The sequence below is a fragment of the Microbulbifer sp. 2205BS26-8 genome (genome assembly GCF_030731025.1).
Classification (GTDB): domain Bacteria; phylum Pseudomonadota; class Gammaproteobacteria; order Pseudomonadales; family Cellvibrionaceae; genus Microbulbifer; species Microbulbifer spongiae.
In genome coordinates this window covers 1-20046 of the sequence record NZ_JAVAMR010000028.1, presented here as the reverse complement: position 1 = coordinate 20046, position 20046 = coordinate 1, and the positions used below count along the sequence as shown (strand labels likewise).

At 45.9% G+C, this 20046-nt stretch carries 12 protein-coding genes and 6 pseudogenes; 9 read left to right on the top strand and 9 right to left on the bottom strand.

Annotated features, from left to right (window positions below; genetic code table 11):
- Positions 1-100: 100 nt before the first annotated feature.
- A complete protein-coding gene (locus Q5Y71_RS10760) occupies positions 101-3238 on the bottom strand; it encodes a TonB-dependent receptor (protein ID WP_306042164.1) in 3138 nt (1045 codons plus the stop codon).
- A 546-nt stretch (positions 3239-3784) separates the two neighbouring features.
- A pseudogene (locus Q5Y71_RS10755) lies at positions 3785-3961 on the bottom strand (transposase); the annotation flags it as partial.
- A gap of 62 nt (positions 3962-4023) precedes the next feature.
- Here Q5Y71_RS10755 and Q5Y71_RS10750 point away from each other — a divergent pair.
- From Q5Y71_RS10750 to Q5Y71_RS10720, 8 genes and pseudogenes are all read left to right on the top strand, one after another.
- Positions 4024-4308 carry a hypothetical protein gene (locus Q5Y71_RS10750; protein ID WP_371877026.1) on the top strand — a complete coding sequence of 95 codons (285 nt, stop codon included), beginning with the start codon at positions 4024-4026 and terminating at the stop codon, positions 4306-4308.
- A gap of 312 nt (positions 4309-4620) precedes the next feature.
- Positions 4621-5145, top strand: coding sequence for a hypothetical protein (locus Q5Y71_RS10745; RefSeq protein ID WP_306042163.1), 525 nt, complete (start codon positions 4621-4623; stop codon positions 5143-5145).
- A 73-nt stretch (positions 5146-5218) separates the two neighbouring features.
- Positions 5219-5347 (top strand): annotated as a pseudogene (locus Q5Y71_RS10740) (transposase); the annotation flags it as partial.
- A gap of 21 nt (positions 5348-5368) precedes the next feature.
- On the top strand, positions 5369-6121 hold the full coding sequence (locus Q5Y71_RS10735; protein WP_306042162.1) for a thioesterase domain-containing protein: 753 nt from the start codon (positions 5369-5371) through the stop codon (positions 6119-6121).
- 108 nt (positions 6122-6229) lie between these two features.
- Entirely contained in the window at positions 6230-7075 is an 846-nt protein-coding gene (locus tag Q5Y71_RS10730) for an ACP S-malonyltransferase (RefSeq protein ID WP_306042161.1), read from the top strand.
- A 220-nt stretch (positions 7076-7295) separates the two neighbouring features.
- On the top strand, positions 7296-7535 hold the full coding sequence (locus Q5Y71_RS17560; RefSeq protein WP_371877027.1) for an MFS transporter: 240 nt from the start codon (positions 7296-7298) through the stop codon (positions 7533-7535).
- A gap of 391 nt (positions 7536-7926) precedes the next feature.
- The gene (locus Q5Y71_RS10725) at positions 7927-8775 is read left to right on the top strand and encodes a thioesterase II family protein (protein WP_306042160.1); all 849 of its coding nucleotides are present in this window, start codon (positions 7927-7929) and stop codon (positions 8773-8775) included.
- A 405-nt stretch (positions 8776-9180) separates the two neighbouring features.
- Positions 9181-9465, top strand: a pseudogene (locus Q5Y71_RS10720) (integrase core domain-containing protein); the annotation flags it as partial.
- 128 nt (positions 9466-9593) lie between these two features.
- On the opposite strand, the gene Q5Y71_RS10715 reads toward Q5Y71_RS10720, so the two are convergent.
- The 6 genes and pseudogenes from Q5Y71_RS10715 to Q5Y71_RS10685 all read right to left on the bottom strand — a co-directional run bounded on the left by Q5Y71_RS10715 (position 9594) and on the right by Q5Y71_RS10685 (position 18221).
- Positions 9594-10883: a site-specific integrase gene (locus Q5Y71_RS10715; protein WP_306042159.1), complete on the bottom strand. Its 1290-nt coding sequence runs from the start codon at positions 10881-10883 to the stop codon at positions 9594-9596.
- Between the two features lie 254 nt (positions 10884-11137).
- Positions 11138-11701: pseudogene (locus tag Q5Y71_RS10710) on the bottom strand (transposase); the annotation flags it as partial.
- A 145-nt stretch (positions 11702-11846) separates the two neighbouring features.
- The gene (locus Q5Y71_RS10700) at positions 11847-12704 is read right to left on the bottom strand and encodes a 4'-phosphopantetheinyl transferase superfamily protein (protein WP_306042158.1); all 858 of its coding nucleotides are present in this window, start codon (positions 12702-12704) and stop codon (positions 11847-11849) included.
- On the bottom strand, positions 12694-13452 hold the full coding sequence (locus Q5Y71_RS10695; RefSeq protein WP_306042157.1) for a metallophosphoesterase: 759 nt from the start codon (positions 13450-13452) through the stop codon (positions 12694-12696). Before Q5Y71_RS10695 ends, Q5Y71_RS10700 begins: the two co-directional genes overlap by 11 nt.
- A 47-nt stretch (positions 13453-13499) precedes the next feature.
- Positions 13500-16829, bottom strand: coding sequence for a hypothetical protein (locus Q5Y71_RS10690; RefSeq protein WP_306042156.1), 3330 nt, complete (start codon positions 16827-16829; stop codon positions 13500-13502).
- Positions 16830-17627: 798 nt separating this feature from the next.
- Positions 17628-18221: pseudogene (locus Q5Y71_RS10685) on the bottom strand (Tn3 family transposase).
- Between Q5Y71_RS10685 and Q5Y71_RS10680 the strand changes: the two are divergent.
- Positions 18214-18390 (top strand): annotated as a pseudogene (locus tag Q5Y71_RS10680) (integrase core domain-containing protein); the annotation flags it as partial. The pseudogenes Q5Y71_RS10685 and Q5Y71_RS10680 sit on opposite strands and share 8 nt — an antisense overlap.
- A gap of 41 nt (positions 18391-18431) precedes the next feature.
- Here Q5Y71_RS10680 and Q5Y71_RS10675 read toward each other — a convergent pair.
- Positions 18432-19664: a cytochrome P450 gene (locus Q5Y71_RS10675; protein ID WP_306042155.1), complete on the bottom strand. Its 1233-nt coding sequence runs from the start codon at positions 19662-19664 to the stop codon at positions 18432-18434.
- Positions 19665-20046: the final 382 nt, after the last annotated feature.

The window sequence follows — 20046 nt, the reverse complement described above, 5'->3', positions numbered from 1 at the left end:
CTTCACTGATTGCGCCTTCTGCAAAGCGGTTATCCCGCGTCAGTAAATAACAAGCCGGCGTTGAGCACCGGCTCTGAAGGCTTCCGATACGATACGGCAATCAGAAGGTGTATTTCAGCCCCAGTTTCACACGCCAGGTGGATTGCTCAACCTGAAAGCGTTCGAAATTGTTGGGATTCAGACCACCGAAGGGCTCATAGTAGATGTACTGGCCGTTTTCGTTCACGTCGTAGTCAAACAGGATCTGCTGCGGGAATTCCAGATCGTACACCTTGCCCCAGTCGTCGTTCAGCAGATTGGCGAAGTTGTCTATGGTCAGGTAAATCATACCGCGATGTCCCGGTAGGAAGCCGGGTATTTCCTGAGTAATGGCCAGATCCATGGTGGTTACCCAAGGCATGGTGTCGGAGTACTTGTCAACAAAGCCTCCGGCGGAGCCGGCCACACCCGCCTGCTGGGCAATCGCTACAATTTCCGCATAACTCAGGCCGCTTTCGAAGTCCATTGTGGCATCGTCGGCACCGGAGGGAATATAGGGGAGGTAGATGTCCGAATCATCAAAGCTCGGCTGGTCACCGAGATCATCGTCCCTGAAGGCACCCAGTGTCCAGGAGAAGGGACGCCCGGAACGGCGCTCCAGGAAAAGATTGACGTTAGTGGCATAACCTGGCACAAACTCCTGCCGATAACCCAGGTTCAGCACAAAACGGTGTTCAATCTCGTAATAGGCGGTACCTTCCAGCGGCAGGCCGCGACTCTCCACCACTTCAAATTGATAGTTAGACTCCGCAGTAGAGCTGGTGCCCGGATTAACCTCGGTAATGTCCTGGTGGGTATAGGACAAATTGAAAGTGAGGCCGTTATCAAACGCCTTGTTCAAGGCCGTGGACCAGGTAATGCTGCGACCCCCGCTGTCCACATTGGTCAACTCCAGGTCGTAATTGCCCTCGAACTCGGTACCGGCGTAAATATTGTCCCAGATGATACGATCTCCGACGCGCTTGCCATTGTCCACCCGTGACAGGTCGCGCCAGTAAACAGCATTTTCCCGCTCCACATAGGTCAACTCGCTGGTCCAGTTAAAGTTCTCGCCCAGGCCGGGAATATCAAAGGCGTAGTCGGCGGCCAGCTGGTAGCGCCAGTCCGAAGGCAGCTCGAAATCCGGATCTATGCTGTTGGTACTGCCGGTGCCTGGCGCCAAGGCGTCCATGGCTACTTGTGGTACTCTGGTAAAGTCCGCGACGTTCGGGTTCAGGTTGGTGAGGTAGACGGAGTCCTTGGTAATGCCGTCGTTGGTATAGGCATTGGCGACCCACACCAGCGGTATGCCGCCACTGTAACGGCCGACGCCACCACGCAGGGTCAGATCGTCACGCAGTATCCAGGTGAAGCCGACGCGCGGCAACCAGATATCACGGCCATCCAGGTTTTCCGTATTGGTGTAGCCGTAGGTTTCTTCGAAATTTCTGTTGCGATTGGGCGCACTGTCAATACTGAGGGTTTCGTAGCGCAGACCGGCAACCAGTTCAAAGCCGGCAAAGGGCTCCAGAGTAGCGTCGCCGTATAAGGTGTAAGTGATGCCATTTACGTCGTAGGCGATGTCCTGGATATTGTTGGTATAGGCATTGCCATACTCCAGACTGGCCACTTGACGGTTTTCGAATTCGTCGATGCTATCGAAGCTCCAGGTACCGGCGGCGTCGCGGCCGTAGAGGTTATAGTTCCAGGTATCTTCAATTTCCGCACCAAAACGATACTGGATGTCACCGGCCATGTAGATGCCGTGCATACCGAAATTCCGCACTTCATTAGCCAGTTCGTTGGCATGACGGTTCTCATCCTGGCCGGCAACGATGGTGCCATTGACAGTTCTGATATTGACTTCGCCCCAGTTGGAGTTGGTCAGGGAAGCCTGTTCAAACTCTTTATAGGACAAGTTGACTTCTGTGCTGAAGCCGTCGCTCCAGTCGGAGAAGAGGTGTGCAGTGTAGAAGGTATTGTCCTGTGCCTGGCTCCAAAGGTTGGACGACAGGTTGAGCGTATTATCGCTGTCGGTATAATTGCGAGCAGCGCGACTTTCCTGACTGCTATAGGTGAAGTCAGCCCGGTGATTGTCACTGATATTCCAGTCCAGTTTTACCAGCAGCTTTTTATCGCTGTCCGGGCTCGGCGCCGAGCCCGCTGAATCATTCACATCATAGACATCCCGCATAATGCTCAGCACACGCGACAACTCATCCGGATCGACATCGTGGCCTTCCAATGTGTCCAGATTGTAATTGAATACGACATCCTCTTCCCATTTTTCATAGGCAGTGAAGAAGAACAACCTGTCCTGAATCAATGCGCCACTGAAAGTAGCGCCATAGGTTTCCTCCTCGCTATCGATATCGTACTCGGTTACTGAGCCGTCATCAGTCAACCTGTCGTCTCGAGCGGTTCCCGCCCAGGGGACGGACTCGAAAAAGGCGCTGCCAATGAACTCATTGGTGCCGGATTTGGTTACGGCATTGATGTTGCCACCGCTGAATTTTCCTTTGCGGGCATCAAAGGGCGTATAAGAAATGGAAATCTGCCCCACCGCGTCCAGGGAAATGGGTGGGCGGTTGGTCGGGTAGCCATTGGATTGAAGACCGAAGGTATCGTTAATGCCCACACTGTCGATGGTGATTGAGTTGTACTTGGGATTGGTACCGGCGATGCTCAGTTCCACCCCATCCGGGCTGACAACCGCCAGTGGGTTGGAACGGATCACATCCTTGAGGTCACGGTTGAACGTGGCCGAATTGGCGATCTGATCTTCGCCGAATACACTGCTGGAACCGCGGTTGGTGTAGACCTCGGCATCGGCGAATACGACCACCTCCTCAATGTCGTTCGGCTGAAGGTCTGCATTGCCCAGATCGATAGGCAGAGTGAGAGGGGCCCCCAAAGTCAGGTAGATGTCATTCAGGACCTGTTCGTCCTCATCGGATTCCACACGGATACTGTAGGGGCCACCCACACGCAGGCCGTTGAGGCTGAAGCGGCCGGATTCACTGGAAAGGATTTCACGGCGGCTATTGGAGGGGGTATGGATGACGGTGATCCTGGCATTATCCACAGGTTGGCCATCGCCACCGGTCACGCTACCGCGGATCGCCGTGCTGGTTTCCTGGGCAAAGGTCACAGGTGCAACAGCCATCACCGAGATCACTGCGGCAGACAAGAGCCTGCAAGGAAAAGAGCACGATTTCATATAATTCTCCTCATTGTGAAGCGGCCTGAGAAAACGACTATGGATGCGGTTATGGTCTATCGCTTTCCGCTGAGTTTTGTGATGAAAGTGAATGCGGCGCTATTCTCTGGGAGAAAAATGACACCGAAGTTAAAATTTTATGAATCTTGCGGTGTAAAAAGTTTGGGTACTATGCGATGCGAGCAGAATAACCGTATTATTTTGATCAAACCCGGGGTTTACACTTTGAGATAGATTTCCTGGGGAAACTGAAAGTTTGGATTCAAATACTCCCGCCAGTCCAAGCTAAACAGGATTCCCTGGCGAAACACCATCAAAAGCCGAAAAATACTATCGAGAGTCTGCAGAAGCTACAGCTGCGAGGAAAAAGGAAAGATCCACCCGAGAGCAACAAATGTTTTCGAATCCAGTGTTAGGGGCTACTAGAAAATATTTCTTGATTACCAGCATTTTTTAATATGGCCACATTTCAATCGAATGAGAAAGATCAACTGTGAGGGGTTAAAACCCATTGATTAGCCCCACCGAGTTGGTCCAGTTTAAATGTTAGTGCATAGTGGGCCGTGGCACTTTCTCCGCGGTGGTTTCCGGGGCCGGTGGGCGGTAGCCCAAGGCACTGTGTGGCCGCTTGGTATTGTAATGCTTCCTCCACTCCTCAATAATAATTTCTGCCTCTTGTAACGTATAGAATATTTCACCGTTTAGAAGCTCGTCTCTGAGTCGGGGAGAGTGTAAATTAAATTGTGTAACTGCTCATGCCTCCGTACTCCGAACCGGAGAATACCATGAGCAAAACCATGAATAATCAGGATTTCGAACAGCAGCTGCAAGCGCATGCCACCGAACTGGCCAAGGGCATCAAGTCCGAGGCTGACCTCAACACCCTCACCCAGAAGCTCGTAAAGATGACGGTTGAGGCTGCCTTGAGTGCTGAGCTTGAAGAGCACCTCGGCTATAGCAAGCACGACTCCGGCAATAGCCGCAACGGCAGCTTTCGCTTCCTGCTGCCGACATTGCTTCCTGACAGAGAAATCTTCTGCAAGCTGGCTACCTGTTTGGTGCCGACGTAGAGTCTTGACGTGCTGCTCCCGGCACAGACAAATAACGGGGTAAGGGGAAGTTGTGTCCAGCTCAGCCTGGATCGAACAAAACCTGTTCAAAGAGGATAAATTGCCAGCAAGAGCCAGCAGTTCCAGCTCCGCTCAGGCCGAAAGCATAAAATGCTGCGGTGTGAAGCTGGCCGTGCAAAATCCGGGCTAGCATGATATTTAGGTGCATATACATACATCGGGGTAACTTTAATAACGTGTAATTTCATTACTTGAAATAAGTGTCAAAAAGTTATATAAACATGCCACATTGTAATCATGAAAGGATTGTGTGTGTTAGGATTGTTCCATCAGCAAGTCATGGAAAGACAGGCAGATCGCTTTCACGATGAGATTCTGCTCCTGCCTCGCCTTTCACACACCGCCATTTTATCATTGCTACTGCGCTGGGTGGATGCCGTTATTATCTGGCTTGTCAGCAGCCACTATGCTCGTAAGGAAAGCGTAACCAGTTGGCTGGAGACAGCTTCAGGTGTGGTACGGGTTTATGCCGAGTGTTCGGGCATTATTAAACAGGTTTTGATGCGCAGGGGTGATCGGGTAATAAAAGAAAGAGCAGCCCTACACCCGGAGTATAATACGATGGTGGCTTATAGTTGGATAAAGCAAGGTCAGAAACGCGAATTGCAGACTAATTCGGGTCGCCTGAGGCTGAATTTGCATGGTGTGATTAATACAGAAACGCTGGATGTGACGGTCATAGAATCGAGGACGGTCGATGTGGAATCCACTATTATTTTGCTGGAAACGCTAAATCAAAAATATCCACTGTCGAGCCACCTTCATATTGTTTCCTAATTACTACTCTTGCTAAGCCACACATGACTACATATAAATACAGTTATCTTGTTGATCTGTAAGGGGATCTGCCATGACCCGCAACAAAGTACAGTTTCAGAAAGGTATCAGTCTGACTGAGTTCCTCAAGCAGTACGGTACGGAGGAACAGTGCTTCGACGCACTGCATCGCTGGCGGTGGCCTGAGGGCTTCCTCTGCCCTCATTAGGATGAGGTAAGAGCGATGAATACTGCCTTATATGATGCCGGGCTGAGGGCGTCGGATATGCAGTATGTTAATGCGCATGGTTCAGGTTCCAAAGTCGGTGATACGGTAGAAGCAGAAACCATTGGCATGGTCTTCCAATCGAATAGAAAATATTATATCAACTCCACAAAACCTCTGGTGGGACATTGCTTGTCTGCTGCTTCAATTGTCGGCACTTGCGAAACGCGATTGTTTGACAATGATACGCCTTTGAATAGCGTGGAATCCCTTGCAGATCACTACGTGGCTCTCATTAATACCTATCAATCATCAGGGAACCTTGTTTTAGGAGGCTTGTCTGGCGGCGGTGTTATCGCTTATGCCTGTGCTCAGAAACTGACCTTTTTAGGACGATGCGTGGAGGCGCTGCTGTTAATTGACTGTGCGGTGCCAGCCGGAAAGGTAACAGATACCTCTGCGGAAAACAGTTTTCTCAACCAGGTGATTCAGGCCGGTAACGGAAATGCCAACGAAGCCAATAGTGTCAAGGACGGTTATATCGACCAGCTGGCACAAGTTAGCGAGTGGATACGTAACGACGGCGGCGCGAATCCTTTTCAGCTATTTCGTAAAAGTCTAACGGAAGTCGAAAAGTATCAGGCTTATCCTTATGACGGCAAAACAGTTTTGGTAAGTGCTCTACAACAAGACCTCGGCGACGAGCAGGCCAGCAGGCATGGGATGGGAGCGGCTTTGTGTGGATCTTATGGTGGTTTTTTCCAAGGGTAATCATGTCTCCATGATGATGGGAGGCAATGCTGAGTACCTCGCGGAGAAACTAACAGGACTGAATATTTTACAGTAAATATATTCTATTAAACGGGAAGGAAAAGAAGAATGCGTTGCTATCTATTTGCCGGACAAGGCACTCAGAAGGTAGGTATGGGTAAGGGGCTGTTTGAGCAGTATCAAGATCTTACTGAAAGCGCCAGTGAAGTATTGGGGTATTGCATCAAGAGCCTTTGTTTACTGGGCTCTCATGAGAAGCTTAGCGACACCTTATACGCTCAACCCGCCATCTACACCGTAAATGCATTTAATTATTTCAACGTGCTGGAAGAGCAGGGCAAGCCTGATATTGCAATGGGACATAGCCTGGGGGAATACAATGCGTTACATGCTGCCGGTGTCTTTGATTTTATTCAAGGCCTGATGTTGGTTAAGAAAAGGGCAGAAGCTATGGCAAAAGCCAATGGCGGGGGAATGGTTGCAGTTGTGGGAATGCACCTGGAAAAAATCCGCTTTTTAATGAAACGCTCCGGATTATCTTCATTGGAAGTGGCTAACTATAACACTGTTGAGCAAACAGTCGTTGCGGGACGCGCGGATGAAGTGAGTTTGTTTGCCAGGATTATGGATGATTCCGGAGCAATGATGACAAAAGAACTGGATGTTAGTGGTGCGTTTCACTCTTCTGCGATGGTCCCAACGACAGAGGCATACCGACAGGAGATCAGTTCACAGGAATATGCGCCTCTACAGTTTTCAGTTATTGCCAACTCCACGGCTTTACCCTATGAGGATCAGCAGGTAGGCACCATTTTGGCTGAGCAAGTTATTAGTCCGGTTAAATGGTTTGATTCGATACGCTACGTTCTTTCTCTGGGGGATGTTGAGTTTGTGGAAATCGGTGAAAGTTTCCACCTCAGCTCAATGGTAAGAAAGATTAAGATGGCTGTATAGGAGCGAGATACATAGAGTGCGTAGAAGCAAAATCAGGTTACAGCACTAAAACGTTACGATGACTTGCGTTCCTTCTTATCGCCTGCCATATAGGAAGGGGTTTTCAAACGACATTTATCTGCCCGCAATTCGGGCTCCGCATTGTCATGTTGGGTGGTGGTGCCGTGTTCCTTGCGGGAACGCTGGGGAGCATTTTTACGACTGATATCAATTTGTTTCTATTCTGTCCGTTTTTGCAGGGGGTTGGGCGACAAGTTTTACCACCATAGGCTGTGCGTCGGTCGCTGAAGCTTATCAGGGAGATTTTCAAGCGAAAATGTTCGCTTATATATCTATTTGCAGAACACTGTCTCCTTTGCTCGGTCCTTTTTTGGGAGGCTATATACTGGCATTCTATGAATGGAAGGCAACTTTTATACTGGTGTTTGTTTTGGTTGGTGTTGCGTTGTTGGGTATGTGACGTGTGATGCCAGAAACATTGCCCCCATCACAGCGTGTTCCGTTACATCTTAAAAAGATAAGCTGGTATGAGCTTGTTCAATTTTGGTGTGGAGTTCCTTGTCGGGCCAATTAATACAGTGTGTATCGGCTTTGCAATGAATAATATCGCCCATGCATCAGCGTTAATTGCATTTTTGTTAATGCTGACATCCATGTTGGTTAGCGCATTAATGAGTGTGCTGAGCGGAGACAAGACCTTAATGCTATCGCTGGTCTTGTCTGCAATTTCATTATTTTGCTTTAGTGTGAGGAAACTATACCTGAATTTGGAAAATTTATATCAGGTTAATTATAGGCCGGCAATTCGGAGAGGTCGACACCTGTAACATGGATGAGTCGACACCTGTGACATGGATGAATGGATTGAATGGAATTGGGTGCGGTTGTTAAATATGGATGCTTTACTGTTTCAACGAGATGATATAAAAAGTCCATCATTAAGGATTTTTATATTTCATCACGCGGGAGGCTCACACTTTATCTATAAAAGCTGGGTACCTTTTTTTCCGGATAACTGGGATGTGTGTTTGGTTGAGTATCCGGGAAGAGGCATTAATGCTGAGCACAAACTTATTGACGATATTCCTCTATTAGCACAACGTTTATTGTCCCAACTCACACCCTATGTAGACGAGCCGTTTATCTTTTTCGGGCACAGCATGGGTGCTTTGGTCGCCTATGAGATCACCCAATTATTGCGCGATCATCATTTGCCTCAGCCCATCTGGCTGGGTGTTTCCGGACGAGCGAACCCAGGATTTCGGCCTGAATTTAAAAGACATTTGCTGGCAGATGAAGCGCTAAAAAGAGAACTGTATCGGCTCGGTGGCGTACCCGATTCGCTGGATCGATTTCCCGATTTATGGGACACCTTTCTGCCATTAATTCGAAACGACCTCAAAGCTGTGGAGAATTGGCGAGGGGGTTCTTCACACGTCAAATTGTCCATTCCCATCTCTACTTTTTGTGCCGATTGCGACCCCCTTATTTCGCAACATGACATAAGGAAATGGAAAGAATTTAGTTGCGGTAACACCTGTCATCATGATTTTGAGGGTGATCATTTCTATTTTTTCGAGAACGAAGAATTGCTTGTTTCCCTAATAGTTAAAGATGTGCGGGCTTCGCTGTTGGATACGGAAAAATCGACTCTAGCCAAAGATACCAAGGTCTGGACTGCGGAAATTGATTCCGATTGATTTTCCAGGATTGAGTATGATGCGGTGAGTATGCTCAGCAGGGATGAACGTGACCGGATGGGACAATTTGTGTTTGATGATGGGGTACTAGCAGGCTGCTGAAAAAGTCCCTTTAACGAAATTTTTACCTTAACTCTTATAAAATCAGAAAATTCAGAGCCTACAAAACAAGTGTTTTTTTGATTCTAAAACTTCAAGATGATGATGCTTTAATTCAAAATCCGAGTTTTTCAGCAGCCTGCTAGGGATTTCCCCTCGTAAACGGACATAAACCTCTGGAGCCCTCGCCATTAGTGACTTTCCAGGGGGTATTACTTTTCCCAAACCGGTAAATATCCCTCGATTGAGCGCATCAGCTCCTCCAGATCCGGTAGTTTTTCACTTAATTCGAAGGTATAGATGCCTTATCTAAGTGTGAATGAGATTGAACATACGAAGACGAAAGCCCGGCATCCACAAACGAATGGTATCTGTGAGCGATTTCACAAGACTATTCTGCAGGAGTTTTATCAGCCGTCACTACGACGCAAGATTTATGGCTCGCTGGAGGATCTGCAGATGGATCTAGACGAATGGCTCAATTATTACAATAATGAACGAACCCACCAAGGCAGGAAGTGCTGTGGCCGTACGCCAGTACAAACGCTTGAAGATGGCAAAAAGATCTGGATGGAAAAGTTCGTGAACTGAACCTGACCTGACTCAGGTGCTGATGCTGTAGTCCGTTTATTTTTTCTTCAATCGACAGTCGGTTTCACAGGGGATTGTATTATCAAAGTTTACAGAGGCCTTGGTGACGGCTCAGTCATTTGAACCTGCTATACTCGCCGCATTCTTCCAGAAGCTGCACGCTCTTTATCATCTGCGTGGACATATTCTTTATCTGTCGTACTCAGTTTACCATGCCCCAAGTCTGCTGACAGATCCTTGAGCGCTCTACTATCCACATCCATTGAGGCACCGGTGTGACGAAGCCAATGAGTTGAAGTGGCCAAGAGGACCTTCGCATCATCTTCAAAGCCATCTTGAGCCATATTATCACTTGCCAAATCAAATGCCTCCTGGGCCAGCATCGCGATTGTTCGCGCTCTTAGCCCTGGGTTATATTTTCGCATCGTGTGGAGCAGGGGGGAAGACTCGCCAACCGCAGGTAATCCGTCCAAGCCACGACTTAGACGATAACGTCGTAAATAGTCAAGAAAGTCGACTGGTACACTCACTTTTCTCTTTTTATTTCCTTTCCCAAACACGATAAACCACCAGTCATTTTCCTCCCTGTAAAAATCCCCCATTTTAGGATTCCAGTTTGGCCGGCATGACAATTCACTGACACGTAAATAAAGGCTCTTCATAGCTGCAATGATAAAAAGGTGCCGTTCCCATACCGGGTCTTGATCGGCCTTTGTTCTGGTGCTCTCTAAAACATACTCCCACTGTAGTGCGGATAGCCGCTTAACCGAATCATTGGATACATCAACGATTAAATGAGGGGAAGCCTTTTTCACCGCTGCAATTGCGTTCCCAAAAGCATAGTCTTCCTCAACCAGGTGATTGTATAAAACGCTCAGGTTTGAAAACACTTCCCTAAGGGATTTCTGCGCAAGGGCGTAATTGCCAGAGTCCGGTTTAATAGCGGTACCTGGAGTGCTTCTCATTAATTCCTTGCGTTCAGCCTTACTTAATTTAACAACAAATGGTCTCCAGTTCTTATTGGGTTGCTTTTGGCCATCCTTGGATTCAAACCTCCTGCAAACTCGGGCGGCAATCCAGCTTTTGGGCGGAGTGACAACGAAATCGATGTACGCTTCAATATCCCGCTTTTTCATCAAGCCAATTGATTTACCGTGAATACACCAGGCCCACAGCAAAAAACGCTCTGATTCACTCCTAAAGGCATTGTAAGTTGCTTCAGATCGTCGACATTTACTCCAGAGAAAGTCCTTTGTATGCCAATAGTCATCAGCAGCTTCCGGGACAGGTCCATCGGCTATCGAATCGACAAATGTCTTAACTGTGGGAATATCCCCTGGAAACAGAGTGCTACGCTTTAAGGCAAAAAATGGACGGTATGAGTCAAATAGCGGAACCGCTTTAAAATACTGAGACATGGAACACCGGGAAATAATTTGATGCTTAAAATTATAATCTTTTTATTTCCAATAGTAAACACTATTGGAAATTTTAACCACCCAGGGTCTACCCCCTGGCGATCCAGGTGTAAGCGCGTGCGCTCACCACCGCTTAATTCATTGGCAAGCCGCGTCAACACCTGTGGTGACAGCTCTCCTTCCTGCAGCAGTTCATCAACACGTTGTTCGATATCCCAGTGGCCATCCAAAAGATCGAAATCCTCAGCCTCAATCTTGTATTTGCCGTTACCGCTCTTGCCGACTTTGATTGGCGTTTCGTCCATGGCCAGTACCCGGCTTTGCAGGATACTGAGCAACTGTGCCGCAGCAATGGGGCGCAGTAACTCAATCGCGCGCTTGCACAGGTTGGTGAGGGTGGCGCGGCTGAGAGTGATCCCCGCCTGTCCCAAGCGCTGGTGCTGGCGCTACAACGGCAGATGGTACTGGAACTTGTCCACCAACATGCCCACCAGGAAGCTGACGTCGGCGATGCTGTTGTCGAGCACGTTGGTCGGTGCCGGGCTGGGCAGCGGCTTATTCTCGCCCTTGCGCTTCAAGACCGGGCGGCGATATTCCAGCACCACGTAACTGGCCGGTTGCTGGGCCAAACGGTGGGTGGTCTTGGTACCGATCACCTCATATTGGTCCGCGTCGGGTCCTGTGAACTCCGGCGGGGTCTGCTCAATCACCTGCACCGGCACGTCCCCGAAGCGCAGACCGCTGTCATTGACGCAGTCCTCGTCGCGCTGCTTGGGTACCTTGCCGCGCTCGTAGGTAACGGTGATCTTCTCGCCTTCGCAAGGCCACGAAGCAGCGCAAGGTGTTCCCTACTGACGACGCCGCGATGAAGGTGGTGTACCTGGCTATGCAGGCTGCTTCTCGCCGACTACCAATAAGCAACTGGCAGGAGCGGTTACACAGAATTATTTACACTCTCGGTCCTTATATTGTCGGAGACCCAATTTCCTTAAAAGCATTTTTGCCAAACGCGCTATATCTGAGCAATGGGAAACACCTCTCTTTTATATGGCATTCGGAATCAATTTCTCGAAAAATAATTCGATAATCAGATACTTTATGCTTTCTTCTCAAAGCAATCGATAATTTGTAATCTTTGTAGGGAATTAATTGCCAAAAACTCCAATTAATTGGTTCATCGTCAATGCCATATGAGAAAGATATATCTATCTCCTCTGTCCCATTAAACAAAAAGCTGAATGAATCAAGAGGAATCGACAGTCCCATTCCACGCGCTTTAATGTATGCTTCCTTGAGTGTCCATAAGTCATAAAAACGAGCGACCCTACTGACCTTGTCTGGCAAAGAAAACATGTCGTTCACTTCTCTCAATGAAAAGTAACGTTCTGCAATTCCCAGATTTTCACCTTTTCTTAGCACCCATTCAACATCAATGCCTGCAATTTCCTCATGCGACACCAATAACGCAATACAATTATCCGTATGAGACAAATTAAAAAACAATTTCTGTGGCACCTCCTTATTGGCGATATAAGGTCGGCCATATTTATTAGAGATGAAAACCCAATCCGATGGTGAAACGGTGTTTTCATATTTCGACAACACATATCGTAGAAGTGCTCGAGTTATCAAATATTGCTGACGATGCTTTTTAAAATAGAAATTCTTCTGCTTAAGCCTTTCCTCGATACTAATAATCCGACTAAAACGTTTTAGTGTTCGATCATTGTCGATCGTTTGATCTCTTATTAGCCACAAATGAAGCTCATTAATCGATATCGGTGTTGATACAACCGAGTTCAGCAATATATCAATGCTCATAAACGCAAAGTAAACCCCTACTGGTAAAGTGCGCCTCACCGGGTGTGCCAAAGGCATTGTTGATATAGTCAACCCCACTTATTCGAATTTTCTGATTGACATGGCTGTGCCCATAAACATGGGTGTTAGCCTGTAAAGCTCTTACCTGAGTATCGAGGGCATCAGAACCCAAAACTGGGTAAATTACCCGATACTTGGGTGGAATATAGCTAGGCATCACATCGATTCTCGGGAGGAAGTGTGAAAAAGTAATGACATGTTGATTACGAATATGCAGGTATGCTTCATTTTTTTTTAAAAAGTATTGATTAACATCCTTATCATCAAAATGATGGGGCCATCGGCAGGCATTATAGTCCATCCAAATTTCGCACAACCTTTCTGAAGGGGAACCAAAGGAATAATCGTACCAAGATAATAGTGGCACAATAGATAATCCTGCATCATGATATGGTTCCATTGAGGCACCAGCATCCAATACAATCTGACGTACACAATCAAACTTATCGAAAGAACTCTCGCATTCCTTGCCAACTACCCAAAGATCGTGGTTCCCCGTAACAAACAACGCCTTTTTGAAGCGTAGAGAAAACTGTTCGATACAAGCCCTGATCCGTGAAATATCATGACTAATATCGCCGGCCAAAATCAATATATCATCCCGAAAGTCGTACAATGACACATTGTCAACCCATTGGGCATTGATGTCATAATCGAAATGCATATCGGATATTGCGAATACTCTCATTAATTCCCCCAGTCAATTTCGACCCTAAACTGTTAACCCGTGAAACTTCAATGCAATGTTATGCCAAATTTTTGCATAACCAGCTTAGGGGTCTCGATATCATCATTTACATAGTTTGAATATATCTCGTTAAAATCGGAGTGCCCTAGCTTATCTTCCTCTTGCAGGTGTATCATGCGTTGGGCAAATAATTTCATTTCCCCAAGCTGTTGACGCTCTCCTAGCGATTGCCATATTTGGCAATACACTACAGCTGCATCATGATAGTTCTCTTCAATGAAATAGATATCCGCTTGAATGCGTTGGTAGAGTGCTTCAAATTGTCCGAAGCCCTCGACGGATCCTGACCTATCTAGAAGCGCTTGAGCGGCTTTGCCGTTGGTAACGTTGCACCACTCCGCAAGCACCTTGATCACAATCTCGTGAAAATGCTGACTAGGCAAACGTCCGGATGTAACATATTCGAAGAGTATTTTCACATATAAATCGTATTGTTCCTGCTCATCCAAGGTGATCGAGCAGTGAAGTAATAAAGCCAGTCTTCCTGCGGCAGATACAAAATCCTTACTCTCCGAGTATAGTTTGTACGATGCCTCTTCCAATTCCTTAAGTTTCATCCAGTTTTTACTGAGCTGATAATATAATTCTAAATAACGAACATTTAACGTATAGGCATCACCAGACTCAAGTAATGGATTATCGTGCCGTTCAACCAAGGATTTGAAATACTGTTCGCTCCAATGGCCTAATGGCGCAAAAACTTCTTCGCCTGAATGTCTACTCAATATAATCGCCTGCCCACCCAACTGAAGCAAAGCTGAAGCATGCAAATCGCCAATAAAGTCCTCATCCTTCAGTGTGCGAGCAATCAAGTCTATCAACCACTCACATAATTCAGCCTCCAAACGTTTCTTTCTTAACAACTGTATAAAGGTGGTTTCCATACGGAAAAATCCTGTGAAATCAGCCGCAAACCATAAGCGTTCCAAATGGATAGTCCATAGCCGTCGGTTCGCAAGCAGATTATGAACAATCTCTGGCCTCTCCAGTTGAAGCATATGGGGGATAAGATTAGCCACAGCTTCGCACACGATTTGGCTCACCAACAACTCCAAGCGCTCAATGTTGTTTGCAAAAAAACAGTCCTGAGCACGCATGTGATCGAAAAACGGATCGAAATAGGCGTTCATCACATGGCCATGGGGATAAGCCACCAGAAATCCCGAGTCTCTTAACAATGGAATTCCAATCGACATAAACGACATGTCGCTTTTCTTCTCGCCATTATTGATCTGCTCCAGCAACTCTTTAGCAGGCAAAAATTTGTCACTTCTATCAAAGGCCGTACCGATCATTTCAAGCAATACTCCCGGTAAGTCTGACAGAATAATTGCCATGCGTTGCCAGCAGCGATCGATATTCTGCCATTGCCATTCACAAAACGTCTTTACCGGGTCACCAGAGTATTTCTTGGAAAGATCCGATAGGTGTGAAAGTTTATCGTTTATATTAGTTGCAGCCGTTTTTGCTAAAGCCGGAAATATCTTTTTCGCTAAAAACACATTGCCGTCAACAGCTGACATCACCGTTTTGTAATGATTCCCTAACGTAGTCTCGTCCATAGAGGCTTTTTGCATAACCTCCGATACCAGCTTCCTTTGCTCATCAATGGACAATTTTGGCAAATCAATGCAAGTAAAGCGACTGTCGTCACCCACAACTTCTGCTCCCGCAGAGGTAGTTACGGCCACCTGGTGTCCATAGCTGGCCAATAGCCTGGCATAATCTAGGATGTCATACTCATCTGTTCTATCGCCTGAGCTATCACTCCTATCCGTCTTGCAAGACCCAACATTATCAAAAACAAAAAGACAGGAAACTTGCCGTTTCGTCAACAGCTCTTCGATATCAGCGTTTTCAGTTTGTTTAACAATGGGAGCAATCATGTTGATAATATCTTCACGATGATAAGAATACTGGGAAAGATCGAAGAAAAATCCATAATCTGCATTGTGAGTTAGGTGATACAACGCCAATAAGTGCAACTGTTGGGTTTTTCCACTGCCGGACTGACCGCGAATCCATAGAGCTTTTCCAGCCTTTTGAGCCAGCAATAGCCGGGTAAATTCCCCATCGCAAATTGTACTTAAAAACGGTGGGATAAACTCACTGTTAAAGCCGTGCATCCGACGGCGAATATCGGCATAACTTTCCGACTCAAATAAAGTTGTCAGCGCCCTAGCCTGGTCAAAGAAAAAAACTTCCTGATGTCCGTAATGTACCAATAATGGCCACGATTGAAAGGGGATCCCAGCAGCGACAAAGGTATGGCTAGTGAGTTGTTGTTGTAACCGCTTACGTGCCTCGACAATCGATTGCCCTAGCGACAGACCAGAGAAAACACCTTGATAGACAGCATCGATACAGCGCGTTAAGGTCCAAGGGTTCGCCAGACACGAAAAACCGATAATATTGTTTATGCCCGCCGCATTCGCCGCTTTTGCGGTTCGAGCCAAACCATTCTGCGGCCAAATATGGGCATGATTAGGCTGTTGATAATCCGTAGCTCCCAAGATAACTGCTGTACTGGTAAGCCAAGCCTTCGATGCCGTTAAATCAGCGAAGTCTACGATTTCCTCTCCTATAAGTAAAAAGGCACCATCATTACAAACCTGGATAGGTCCGTCATAATGTACAATATGCACACCATCCGTTGCCATGAGACGTCGCAACAAGTCTTCCTTAGTATCGACACGGAGTATTTCATACTGACAGGATTTTCCCATTGACAATGCACTAAGATAAGCGCTATAAACATCTGTTTCGCGGCAGTTCTGATTAATCCCGGAAGGCCGGGACACTACGTGCAGAACCTTGAGCGGGTTGTCCTCTCCCAATTGATAATGAACGTCAGATAAGGCAGCCGACGAGCCTGCAAAACGCCTAGTGAATCCTTTGGCTACTGCGGATAGCACAAATTTTGATTCGGGGAGGACCAGAGCTTCCCAGCAATCAGAAAAAAACGCTACCCGCTCAGATTCTAAACTAACCTGTAGTTGCTCAAATCCCGTTTCCTCTATCATTTCAATTAGCTTAATGAGCTCATGATCCTCACCGAGCAAATTATCCCCCATACGTTTTCCTAAACGAATGAACTTATCTATCGTAGACATGTCTCCTTGAGATGTTTGCTCGTGATCCTTTTCGTAATCCCCAAAGTACCAACTCAGCAATTTTCGGAAATTATTAGTCAACTCGGATTGAAAATATTCTGCACAATACGACCAGCTCTCTTCAGGACCGGTCAATTCAACTTCAACTTCAACTAAATCGTTAACTGTTTCACTACCTGTTTTATCGAATATGCGCAAATGCAAAATAAATTCCTCCTGATTGTTTCACAGCATTAAGCATATTATTAATCTATCGTCTAATTCGGTCTCCCAAAAAATTTGGGTGGCACTTAATGTTTAATACCGAAACATCTAACCGACCTATTCTGCACGATTAATTTGATAACTTAATTATCCGCCCGATAACTCTTACTGATTAAAAATATTTCTCAATGACAACTTTAATATAATCTTCGTGTTGCACACCCTCCCAACTTATCATCCTCAACCTACAACTGCTGTAATAAAAACTCGAAACCATAACCACTACCATAAATAGCCTTTGCTTCACTAAAACATGGGAGTTTTCATCAAGCTATCGCCAATTCGACCGCTTACTTCTAGACTAAAATAATTTCATCAGTACGATGATCCCAGGTCAGTACAGATAAAATTAACTCCTCGAAAGCAATGCTAAAACTCCATCTTGCTCGCACATTCCAATTATTATCCATCAGGCTAGCATCAATACCGTTGCGGTCATCAAAATTGTATTCGTATATGAGATCAACATTGCTATAATCCTACAACAAACTACCGAAATTCTTTTCCACTCCCAATACTGCGGCAGTATAGGTGGCCTATTTCCTATGCATCTAAGCAATTCGGACTTTTAAGTCCATACATCCTGAACCTGAATGAACAGAAGATCCACACCTTGCTGCTCAATGGCTTTATATCGAGGCGTAAGTACTATTCAAGCTTGGCCGGTACCAGTACGCGTAAAATACAGATCAAGCTGGGGCTCACGATTTATACTTAAAAAAAGCGACACACAAATATCTATGTTATCAAAGGTATATGCCCAGCGTATAGCAAAATCTCTCCTGCATTGCTATTAGTTTCCACCTTTTCTTCAAGACCATCGATATAGGAGTATGTTCGTAGTACGTATGAAAAGTTGTCACTTAGGTCGGTTATGTAGAAATGGCAATGGACTCTGGCCGCAATAGGGCTGGCTTTTGTCCACGTCCATGTTAGTTGCCCAAAGCAGAGAATATGATCGCGGATATAAGGGCTCAGCGTAGTGATGAGCTCCGCCGTGATTTCAAAATCTTTCTTCGCTATATCGTTGAGCACTTGTGTCAGATCGGCAACGTTGTGCAGCATGATCGCATTGATAATAACGTCGAGGTATTTCATTCATTTCGCTTGCTCAACCGGATCATCGCTTTTAATCACCAAGCCGCCGAAGGCAATCCAGTCCATGAAGGAATGAAATGACTCTATTTTGATTGTCTCGGCGCGAATACCAAAGCGGAAATCCTCATCGCAGATATAGCTCAGCAAAAACAAGGTGCGCTCGACCCGCCTCAATTCACGAAAGACTCGGTACAGCTTATTTTTGCAGCTCCGAGTGGTTCTCGTCCGGCTCAGAAACGAGCTTCTGAACAGTGAAATATTCTATACGTTATAAGAGGCCGAAATTATTATTGAGGAGTGGAGGAGACACTACAATACCAAGCGGCCACACAGTGCCTTGGGCTACCGCCCACCGGACTCGGAAACCATCATGGAGAAAGAGTCACGTCCCACTATGCATTAACATTTAAACTGGATCACCTCAGTGGGTCTGATTACGTTTAGTTAGCGATTACTTAGTGACACATACAGATTTTGTAATCCTCTAAATGCAATCGATTGAATACGAGTGGAACTTATCAGCGATATATCATAATCACGAATTTTCATAAAAAATTCTTTTAACGCGATTTCGACAGTGACATATGTCAAATGTAACCCTATGCACACGTGCGGCCCATGCCCAAACGCCAGATGAGGATTTTGTTTTCGCGTGATATCAAGTTTTTCGGGATTACTAAATACGGCAGGGTCTCTGTTAGCTGCTCCCACCAAAATAAACAGTAACTCACCTTTTTGAATTGTTTTTCCGTAAAGCTCCAAAGTCTCTAACGCTCTTCGTGGCACTATCTGCGTGGAACTGTCAAAGCGGATCAATTCTCGCACAGCATTGGGAAAGTAATTAGGAGACAAATTAAGTAGCTCTAGTTGATCAGGATTGTTCAGCAAAGTAAATAGAGCGTTTCCTAACACGTTATGGGCATTAACGTAACTAGCTACCACCAAGTTAGTAAGTTGATTAAATAAAACCTGCGTTTCAACCAATTCAGATTGATTGTTGACAAAAATTGATAATAACGAGTTTTTAGCGAGCTTCTCTGGTCTTTTCAACAGATTATATAGGTGACTTTGCATTTCATTTAGAGCGTCGAGTGCTTTTTTTGCTAGGCTGTAGTCATCCATATTAGAGCCAATGTAACTATGGTATTGATCTGACCATTGAATTATTTTTACTGCCGTCTCATCATCCATCCCAAGCACATTACTGATAACCTGGGCTGGATAAATACAAGCATAGTCACTGATGAAATCAAACTCTCGTTGTTCGACAAGCCGTGTCAACAATGAAAGAGCTAGTTCATGGAATTTCTCATTATAGTTAACAAGTGCATTTTCCAACGCTCTGTGCACTAATTTTCTAACGTTTGTATGCAAATCACCTCTTAAGTAGGGCATCCAACGAGTCTGATGTTCAACCAAGTCTTGCAATTGTTCCTTTTCAATACCGGTAAAGTTCTTGTTCATATAATCCAGTGTATTATTACTGAAACGGTCATCTTTTAGTACTGCACTAGCCAACGCATGAGATGACACCAACCAGGCACCGCCAAACCATTCTGTATGAAAAATAGGCTTTTTTGCGACTAGCTGTCTATATATTGGGTAAGGATTATCAATAAATTCAGCTGAAAATAGTTGTTTGTCTAGTTCGATTTCTGATGTTGAAACACTGTCCATAGTAAATACCTTTTTTAGATAACAGATTTTTGTATGATTAATTTGTAGAAAATGCTAATTTTCAACGATTACACCATCAAAAACCTTTTGACTACGCCAATGATGTCCCTGTACACGTAACAGCAATATAACGGCAAGCAGTACGATAGTGCCAATAAACAGCGCTCAGGATAAAACAGGAGATACCTTAGCTATTTTGTTTAAGTAGTATTCGATGAATAACATAATCCAATTAAGTCATGGATTCAACTCCTAAGTGCATTGGTCCACCCCCCTTGAAGTGGTCCGCCCGTATAATTAGGAGACGAAGGACTAAACATGGGAATCAAACATCATAAGCCGGAAGAAATTGTCACGAAGTTACGGCAGATTGAGGTGCTCT